General features: G+C 67.1%; 9 protein-coding genes. 4 read left to right on the forward strand and 5 right to left on the reverse strand.

Annotated elements, in window-relative coordinates:
* The 5 genes from mnmC2 to earP form a co-directional block, all read right to left on the reverse strand.
* The coding region (gene mnmC2 / locus FKP22_RS14090) for a tRNA (5-methylaminomethyl-2-thiouridine)(34)-methyltransferase MnmC2 (RefSeq protein WP_141288113.1) at positions 1-655 on the reverse strand (655 nt) is incomplete at its 3' end.
* Positions 652-1,626 (reverse strand): heme-dependent oxidative N-demethylase subunit alpha family protein, encoded by a 975-nt coding sequence (locus FKP22_RS14095; protein WP_141288114.1) that lies wholly within the window; start codon positions 1,624-1,626, stop codon positions 652-654. The genes mnmC2 and FKP22_RS14095, both read right to left, overlap by 4 nt.
* Positions 1,627-1,704: 78 nt before the next feature.
* Positions 1,705-2,583 carry a glycosyltransferase family 2 protein gene (locus tag FKP22_RS14100; RefSeq protein WP_141288115.1) on the reverse strand — a complete coding sequence of 293 codons (879 nt, stop codon included), beginning with the start codon at positions 2,581-2,583 and terminating at the stop codon, positions 1,705-1,707.
* 88 nt (positions 2,584-2,671) lie between these two features.
* Positions 2,672-3,226 (reverse strand): elongation factor P, encoded by a 555-nt coding sequence (gene efp, locus FKP22_RS14105; protein WP_141288116.1) that lies wholly within the window; start codon positions 3,224-3,226, stop codon positions 2,672-2,674.
* Between the two features lie 210 nt (positions 3,227-3,436).
* The gene (gene earP / locus FKP22_RS14110; RefSeq protein WP_141288117.1) at positions 3,437-4,525 is read right to left on the reverse strand and encodes an elongation factor P maturation arginine rhamnosyltransferase EarP; all 1,089 of its coding nucleotides are present in this window, start codon (positions 4,523-4,525) and stop codon (positions 3,437-3,439) included.
* A 77-nt stretch (positions 4,526-4,602) separates the two neighbouring features.
* Here earP and uvrC point away from each other — a divergent pair, with 77 nt between their 5' ends.
* From uvrC to FKP22_RS14130, 4 genes are all read left to right on the forward strand, one after another.
* Positions 4,603-6,690 (forward strand): excinuclease ABC subunit UvrC, encoded by a 2,088-nt coding sequence (gene uvrC / locus FKP22_RS14115; RefSeq protein WP_141288118.1) that lies wholly within the window; start codon positions 4,603-4,605, stop codon positions 6,688-6,690.
* The gene (locus FKP22_RS14120) at positions 6,677-7,297 is read left to right on the forward strand and encodes a hypothetical protein (RefSeq protein WP_231011351.1); all 621 of its coding nucleotides are present in this window, start codon (positions 6,677-6,679) and stop codon (positions 7,295-7,297) included. Before uvrC ends, FKP22_RS14120 begins: the two co-directional genes overlap by 14 nt.
* Before the next feature lie 59 nt (positions 7,298-7,356).
* Positions 7,357-7,923: a CDP-diacylglycerol--glycerol-3-phosphate 3-phosphatidyltransferase gene (gene pgsA, locus FKP22_RS14125; RefSeq protein ID WP_141288119.1), complete on the forward strand. Its 567-nt coding sequence runs from the start codon at positions 7,357-7,359 to the stop codon at positions 7,921-7,923.
* Between the two features lie 88 nt (positions 7,924-8,011).
* The coding region (locus FKP22_RS14130; RefSeq protein ID WP_233446846.1) for an EamA family transporter at positions 8,012-8,279 on the forward strand (268 nt) is incomplete at its 3' end.

An 8,279-nucleotide genomic window follows, 5' to 3' on the forward strand; every position in this document is an offset into this window, starting at 1 on the left:
CCGGCACGAAGCCGGCGGCGGACAGGCCGTCGCGAACCGGGCGAGCCCAGGTCCAGGTGGCGAGCGTGGTGTCGGCCGTGCCCAGGCGGCTGCACTGACGCCACAGCGCCGGCTCCCACATCGCGGGGTTGTTGGCGGGCGAAAAGCCGTCGAGGTAGAACGCATCGACCAGCGCCACCCATTCGGACATCCAGGTCGCCACGTCGCCCAGGGCCAGCAGCAGTTGCACCCGGCCTTGCTCGAAGCTCAGCGTGTGCATGTCCGGCGTGGCGGGTGGCCATTGGGCCAGCAGTTCGGCGGCCAGTGCGGGCTGCGGGCAGGCGGCGTGCGCCTGGGCCAGGTCTTCGCGCCGGGCCGGGTGTTTCTCGACCGAGAGGAAGACCAGCTGGTCGCAGCGCGCCGGATCTTCGCGCCACGCGGCCCAGGTGGCGAGGAAGTTGTTGCCCAGGCCGAAGCCGGTTTCGAGGATCACGAAGCGCGTGCGGCGCTGCCAGCGCGCCGGCAGGTCGTTGCCTGCCAGGAAGACATGGCGCGCCTGCTGCCAGGCGCCAAGGCGCGCATGGTAGGCGTCGCCGAAGTCGGGCGCGTAGGCCTGGCCCGGGTGTGCAGGGTCGTTGAAGACGATGTGCGCCTGCTGCAGTGGCTCGGTCTTCACGGCTCGGCGGCTTGCTTGTCGCAGAAGGCCAGCAGGCGGGCCTGGGCACTCGCCAGCCCGCGGTAGGCCAGCACGGCAGGGCTCATGGTCGCGATGGCAGCGCGCAGCAGCGCAGCTTTGCGGGGATCGGCCACCGCTTCGCAGAGCGGATGGGTCTGCACGTGGATGGTGAACACGGCTTGCTGCAAGTCGGGCAGTGGCAGGAAGGTCTGGCGTTCGGTGCGGAACCAGGCCATGGCGGCGAGTTGGTCTGCATCTGCGTGCTCGGGCCAGCCGGCGGGCGTCTCGCCTGCGGCCTGCGCTGCGACCAGGCGGCCGGGGTGCTGGTCCAGCAGGGCGTGCGGCGTGATGTTCCAGACGAAACGCTCCCAACGCTCCGGACCGCAGACCATGCGCAGCAGGTGCTCGCCGGCGGCCACCAGCACCCGGTTGTCAGCCACCGGCGCATGCACCTCGGCGAAGTGCCTGCCCAGCTTGTCGGCCGGCGCCCAGTGCGAAGGCAGGGCCACGGCCAGCCAGGGCAGGGCGGCGCAGCTGCCGTCGACGATGGCCAGGTCTTCTTCCAGTGCCAGTGCAAGCAGCCCGGCCAGGCGCCATTCAGCAGACAAGGCTTGCAGGCACGGGTGGACTTCAGGCGACGACGTGTCTGTCGGCGGCAGCAAATCCCCCTGGCCATTCACCGCCACACCCAGCCAGCGCGCCTGAAGTCCACCGTCTGGCAGCGCCGTGAACGCGTCCGGATGCTCCGCGGCGAGCTGCGCCACCACGGCTGCCAGCGCCGGGCCGGAATCGAAGCCCTCGATCTGCATCAATGCTGCCAACGGCGTGCTGCTCAGCACGCGCAGCTTGGCCGCCAGGTGATGCGTGCCGGAGCGGTTGGGGCTGAACTGCCGCGCGCCGGGCGCTAGGCGGCGCAGGCCGGGTTGCATGCGAAACGGGGCGGTGACGGCGTGATCGAAATCGAAGGCCATGGGCAACGGGTTGGACAAGAAAAAGCACCCGAGAAGGCGCCGGCATGATCGCGGGGATCCGGCTCGGCGGTTGGTGGCTCAGGTTTGCGGCGTTTTGTCAGTGCCTGCCTGCACCAGCTGTGCCAGACGCGCGATCTCCTGTTGCAGCAAGGGCTGGCGGCGTTGCAGGCTGAGCTCGCGCTGGCGGTTCTGGTTGTGCGCGCGGAACTTGTTTTCGGCGTAGTGGTACTTGATCTCCGGCTTGTTCTGGCCGATGCCGCCACGGCCGCGCGCGGCCTTGTGCTGGTATTCCTCCAGCGTCTTGCCGTAGTAGTGGTTCAGCTGGGCCACCGAAAATTCGATGCGCCGCGAACGCCCCGGCATCTCCATCGTCTCCATCGGCAGCCCGGAGGCATGCACCACCCGGCCTCGCGTGCGCCACAGGTGGATCTGCGCGGGCGGCAGCGCGGCCGCCACGCGCACAAAGCTTTTCACATGGTGCTGGACCGGGAAATCGTCGGCCGCGGCCATCTGGAAGCGTTCAGTCACCGGGCGGGGGTCGTAGATCGCGAGACCGTTGTCACCGAACAGCCGCCAGTTGACGACGACCACGCCTATGCCCAGGTCGGCATGGTGATCGGCAAGGAATTCAGCCACGGTTTCGTGCTGATGCAGCACCAGGAACTCATCGGCATCGATGAACAGCATCCAGTCGGTTTCGGACCGGGACAGCGCATCTGCATAGGCGGTGGTCTGCGGCGATTCAGTGGCACCCAGCGACCACAGGCGCCTTTCCAGCAGGCCGTGCTGCTGCAGCGGTGCGAGCAGCGCTGCGGTGTCGTCATCGCTGTCGTTGTCGTAGATGACGATCCGGTCAAAGCCCAGCAGCCGGTGATAGGCCACCCATTCGAGCAGGTAGCGCCCTTCGTTTTTCGCGATCAGGCACAGGGTGCAACTCGCGCGGTTCGCAGCGTTCATGGGTGACAGCGAGAAGGCTAGAAGCGGGGGCACCAAGACAAAGGGCACCCGAAGGTGCCCTGATGATGCCGTTGAATCCGAAAGAGGATCAGACGCGCTTGCGGTATTCGTGGGTGCGGGTGTCGATTTCGATCTTGTCGCCGTTTTCCACGAACAGCGGCACGGCGATCTCGAAACCGGTGCCGACGATCTTGGCCGGCTTCATGACCTTGCCCGAAGTGTCGCCCTTGACGGCCGGCTCGGTTTCGATCTCGCGCACCACGCTGGTGGGCATTTCGACCGAGATGGCCTTGCCGTCGTAGAACACCACTTCGACGGTCATGCCGTCTTCCAGGTACGAGATCGCGTCGCCCATGTTCTCGGCTTCGACTTCGAACTGGTTGTACTCGTCGTCCATGAAGACGTACATCGGCTCGGCGAAGTAGGAGTAGGTGCAGTCCTTCTTGTCGAGGACGATCTGGTCCATCTTGTCGTCGGCCTTGAAGACGGTTTCAGCGCCGAAGCCGCTGAGCAGGCTCTTCATCTTGATGCGCACGGTGGCAGCACCGCGGCCACCGCGGCTGTATTCAGTCTTGAGCACGACCATCGGGTCCTTGCCCTGCATGATGACGTTGCCGGCGCGGATTTCCTGAGCGAGTTTCATGGTGATATTCCAGTAAGGGCGGCGCCACGCTGCACAGGGCACCCAAATGCATCGGGTGCGCGCCATGCCTGCAAAGCCGGGGTGCTGAAGCGTCTGAAGCTTGCCAGCCATTCCCGATCCACAGGGCATCGCAGGGCCTGCGGCGCCGCGTGAGAGTTAGGGTTGTCGGAAATCCAGGCCGCCGGGCTGATTTCCGCAAAGCCTTGAATTTTAACGCTTTCCGGCGACGAAATCGAGCAGCTGCTCGACAAGAGGGGGCTGGCCGAACAAATGTGCACGCCAATGCAGCACTCCTGCCTGCCAGTCCGGCAGTGTTGGGAGTGCAGGAAAAGGCCCTGCCGGCGCCAGACCGTTCCAGGCCCACATGGCCTGCCGCACCTGGGTGGCCAGCGCTTCGGGCGCTGCAGCCAGATGCTGGTCCAGGAAGGCGGCCAGCTTGCCGGCATGCACGCCGTCGTCCTGCGGGTAGATCTGCCACAGGAAGGGCCGGCCGGCCCATTGGGCGCGCACGAAGGAATCTTCGCCGCGCACCAGGTTCAGGTCGCCGGCCCACAGCAGCCGGTCGTATTCGGGCTGGCTGAGCCAGGGCAGGGGCTGCCAGCGCAGGTTGGCCGGCAGCACCAGGCCATCGCAGCCTTCGGTCGCGGGGCCGGGCGCCGTCAGCAGCAGCGTGGGCTGTTCGGCCAGGCGGGTGAGCAAGGGCTGCAGTTGCGGGTTCTCGTAGCAGAACAGGCTGACCAGGCGCTCATCCGGTCGCGGCGCAATGCCGTGTGCGGCCAGCCAGGTTGCGGCGTCGAATCGTGCCTGCTCGGCGTCCAGGCCGGGTTCACGCAGCAGCCCACCGGTCGCCGCGGTGAAGCCCGGGTAGAAAAACCATTTGTCCAGCCACAGGTCATCAGCCAGGCGCTGCGGTGAGCGCAGCCGGTGCGAGCGCTCGACATAGGCTTCGGCGCTGAGGTATTCGAGGTTGATCCAGACGGGCGCCCGGCCAGCGGCCGCGGCCTGGGCGATGCGGTCTTTCAAGGCAGGCGGCGGGTCGCAGCCGAAGGCTTCGACGACGACATCGCCCGGCGAGCCGTCGAACAGTGCCGGCAGGTGCTCACCCGTCGGCCAGGGCAGGACCTGCAAGCCGGGCGGCGGACCGTCGGGTGCCATCCAGCGCAGTGCGCGTTCGTCGTCCAGCCACAGCCGCACGTGGTGGCCGCGGGCGACCAGGTCGCGCGCCAGCCGCCAGCACACCCCCAGGTCGCCATGGTTGTCGATCACGCGGCAGAGCAGGTCCCAATCCCATCGCGGCATGCGGCGCATTATCGGCAGGGCCTGCCAGGTCCACCACGCAGTGAACGGCACAATGCGCAGCCTAGCCTTCGCCACCCATGACGTCCCAGGATTCCGACCCTTCCGTTCCAGGCGCAGCCGATCTGCCACCAGTCGCGCTGCCAGCGCCGCCATCTCCCGTCGATGCAGCGGAGCAGCGCGCCCGCTTGCTGCTCGAAGTGGCGGCGCTGCCTGGCTTGCCCGGCGTGTACCGCTATTTCGACGCCCACGGCGGCGTGCTGTATGTGGGCAAGGCACGCGACCTGAAGCGCCGCGTGTCCTCGTATTTCCAGAAGGACCATGGCGGCACACGCATCGGGCTGATGGTCTCGCGCATCGTGCGCATGGAGACCACGGTGGTGCGCAGCGAGGCCGAGGCGCTGCTGCTGGAAAACAACCTGATCAAGGCGTTGAACCCGAAGTTCAACATCCTGTTCCGGGACGACAAGAGCTACCCGTACCTGAAGATCACCGGTGCCCGAGGGCCGGACAGCGGGCTGGTGCCGCAGGCGCAGCGCTTCCCGCGTGTCGCGTATTACCGCGGCGCGGTGGACCGCAAACACCGCTATTTCGGCCCTTATCCCAGTGCCTGGGCGGTCAAGGAGACCATCCAGCTGATCCAGAAGGTCTTCCGGCTGCGCACCTGCGAAGACACGGTCTTCAACAACCGCTCGCGGCCCTGCCTGCTGTACCAGATCCGGCGCTGCTCCGGGCCTTGCGTGGGCCTGGTTTCGAACGAGGACTATGCCCGCGACGTGCGCGACGCCGAGCGTTTCCTGCTGGGCGAGCAGCAGCAGGTGGTGGACGAACTGCAGTCGCAGATGATGGCTCACGCCGAGATGCTGGAATTCGAACGCGCGGCCGAGTTGCGCAACCGCATTGCCGCGCTGGCCAAGGTGCAGCACCAGCAGTCGGTCGACGAAAGCAGCCTGTCCAGCACCGGCAAGGACGTGGACATCCTGGCCGTCAAGGTGGCCGGCGGCCGGGCCTGCGTGAACCTGGCCATGGTGCGCGGCGGCCGGCACCTGGGCGACCGTGCGTTTTTCCCGACGCATGTGGAAGAGGCCATCGCGCTGGCGGCCGACGAGGCCACGGCGGAAGTCGTCGAGGCGGCGGCGGACGATACCGAGGCAGGTAGCGCGCCGGTGGAGCCGTTGGAATTGCTGACGGCCGAGCAGCAGGTGCTGCAGGCCTTCATGGCGCAGCACTACCTGGGCACTGCGCCGCCGCCGCTGCTGGTGCTCAGCCACCCGGTGCAGCGCACGCTGCTGCAGGCGCTGAGCACGCAGGCGGGCATCAAGCTCAATGCGCTGCACCAGCCGCGCGAGCAGCGCCGCATCTGGCTGGACATGGCGATCAAGGGCGGCGAACTGGCGCTGGCGCGGTTGTTGGCCGAAGAGGGCTCGCAGCGCGAACGCACGCGGGCGTTGGTCGACGCGCTGGACCTGGCGGTCGACAACCTGGAGCTGTTCCGGGTCGAGTGTTTCGACATCAGCCACACGGCCGGCGAGGCCACGCAGGCCTCCTGCGTGGTCTACGAGGACCACAAGATGCAGAACAGCCTTTACCGACGCTTCAACATCGAAGGCATCACCGGCGGCGACGACTACGCCGCAATGCGCCAGGTGCTGACGCGCCGCTACGAGAAGCTGGCCGCGCTGGTGGCCGAAGGCCCGCTGCCGCCGGACGCCAAGACGCGGCTGCCGGACCTGGTGCTGGTGGACGGTGGCCGCGGCCAGGTGGCGATGGCACGCGAGGTCTTCCAGTCGCTGGGGCTGGACCTGTCGCTGATCGCTGGCGTGGAAAAAGGCGAGGGCCGCAAGGTTGGGCTGGAAGAGCTGGTGTTTGCCGACGGGCGCGAGAAGCTGACGCTGGCGCCGGACTCGGCTGCGCTGATGCTGGTGGCGCAGATCCGCGACGAGGCGCACCGCTTCGCCATCACCGGCATGCGGGCCAAGCGTGCCAGCGTTCGGACCGGCGGCAGCAAGCTGGAAGACATTCCAGGCGTGGGGCCGAAAAAGCGTGCGAAGCTGCTGCAGCGCTTTGGCGGGGTGCGCGGCGTGGCCCAGGCCGGCGTCGACGATCTGGTCACGGTCGAAGGCATTTCGAGGGATTTGGCGGAGGAGATCTACCGTGCATTGCATTGAGCCGCAAGACGACGACGAGATGCCTGGCGACACGGCCGATGTTGCCGATCCCGGGGCCTGGCGCATCAGTCCCGGCGCGTGGCGCGGCGGCTGGGCCACCACCATCAGCGTCACGATGATGGCCGGCCTGGTCACCAGCTTGCCAGGCGTGCTGACCGGTTGCACCACGCTACTGCCCGCCCCTGTGCCCAGCACCGAGGCAGCCGAGGCCACCAGGAGCGGCAAGGCGGTGGACGCGCCGGTGGCGGGCAACGCTTCGCCCTCCGTGCCGCTGCCGCCAGCCCGGAACTGGGACGAATACCGCGAGCGGGCCGCGCGCAGGCTGGTCGAAGCCAACCCGGAGCGCATCTACCACGGGGCGGTGCCCGAACCCTTGCTGGCCATTCCGGTGTTGGAGATCGAGTTGAAGGCCGATGGCCAGGTGGTCCACATCAATGTCCTGCGCCAGCCCAGCCAGGCCAGGGACACGGTGAAGATCGCGATGGATGCGGTGTACAAGGCAGCACCCTATGGCGACGTGCACAAGCTGCCCAAGCCATGGAAGTTCACCGAAGTCTTCCTGTTCAACGAAGACCGCCAGTTCAAGCCGCGCACGCTGGATCAGTGACATCCCGAGATTGAGGTGTGTCGCCCGCGGCAGGCACCAAATGCAGGCAGAATCGACAGATGTTTTTCACGATACCGACGTTGTTGACATGGGCCCGCATCGTGGCCATTCCGCTGATCGTCGGTGTGTTCTACCTGCCGTGGGAGGCGCCCACGCGCAACCTGCTGGCCACGGTGATGTTCATCGTGTGCGCGCTGACCGACTGGCTGGACGGCTACCTGGCGCGCAGGCTGAACCAGAGTTCGTCGTTTGGCGCCTTCCTGGATCCAGTGGCCGACAAGTTCCTGGTCTGCGCGGCCTTGCTGGTGCTGGTCGAACTCGGCCGCGTGCATGCGCTGATCGCACTGGTCATCATCGGCCGCGAGATCGCCATTTCTGCCTTGCGCGAGTGGATGGCGCAGATTGGCGCTTCGCGCAGCGTCGCGGTGCACATGCTGGGCAAGCTGAAGACGACGGTGCAGATGATCGCCATCCCGTTCCTGCTCTATGACGGCGAACTCTTCGGCCTGCTGCCCACGCGCATCTGGGGCACGGTGCTGATCCTGGTGGCCTGTGTGCTGACGATCTGGTCCATGGTGTACTACCTGCAGAAGGCATTGCCGGAGATCCGGGCCAAGGCCCGTTGAGCCTGCAGGGCGCCAGCGTTGGCGCTCTTTCCGCATGCGCCTCACGCCCTCTCCCGCACCTTCTGCGAACACTCGCCTGATTGCGGCGATGCCCTGGGTCTTCGTGCTGATCTGGAGCACCGGCTTCATCGTCGCGCGCTTTGGCATGCCGCACTCGCCGCCGCTGAGCTTCCTGGCCTGGCGCTACGCCTTGTCGGTGCTGGCCTTTGGCATCTGGGTCAGCGTTTCGGGTGCCAACTGGCCGCAGGGGCGGGCGCAGTGGGGTCACCTGGCGGTGACCGGCTTGCTGATGCAGGCGGGCTACCTCGGCGGCGTCTGGTCGGCCGTCAAGCTGGGCATGGGCGCTGGCACGATTG

Source organism: Ideonella azotifigens, from assembly GCF_006519715.1.
Lineage (GTDB): Bacteria > Pseudomonadota > Gammaproteobacteria > Burkholderiales > Burkholderiaceae_C > Ideonella > Ideonella azotifigens.

Bases quoted from the DNA above. Each gene is read 5' to 3' on its own strand.
- FKP22_RS14095 (WP_141288114.1), bottom strand. From the start codon at position 1,626: ATGGCCTTCGATTTCGATCACGCCGTCACCGCCCCGTTTCGCATGCAA.
- FKP22_RS14100 (WP_141288115.1), bottom strand. From the start codon at position 2,583: ATGAACGCTGCGAACCGCGCGAGTTGCACCCTGTGCCTGATCGCGAAA.
- efp (WP_141288116.1), bottom strand. From the start codon at position 3,226: ATGAAACTCGCTCAGGAAATCCGCGCCGGCAACGTCATCATGCAGGGC.
- earP (WP_141288117.1), bottom strand. From the start codon at position 4,525: ATGCCGCGATGGGATTGGGACCTGCTCTGCCGCGTGATCGACAACCAT.
- uvrC (WP_141288118.1), top strand. From the start codon at position 4,603: ATGACGTCCCAGGATTCCGACCCTTCCGTTCCAGGCGCAGCCGATCTG.
- pgsA (WP_141288119.1), top strand. From the start codon at position 7,357: ATGTTTTTCACGATACCGACGTTGTTGACATGGGCCCGCATCGTGGCC.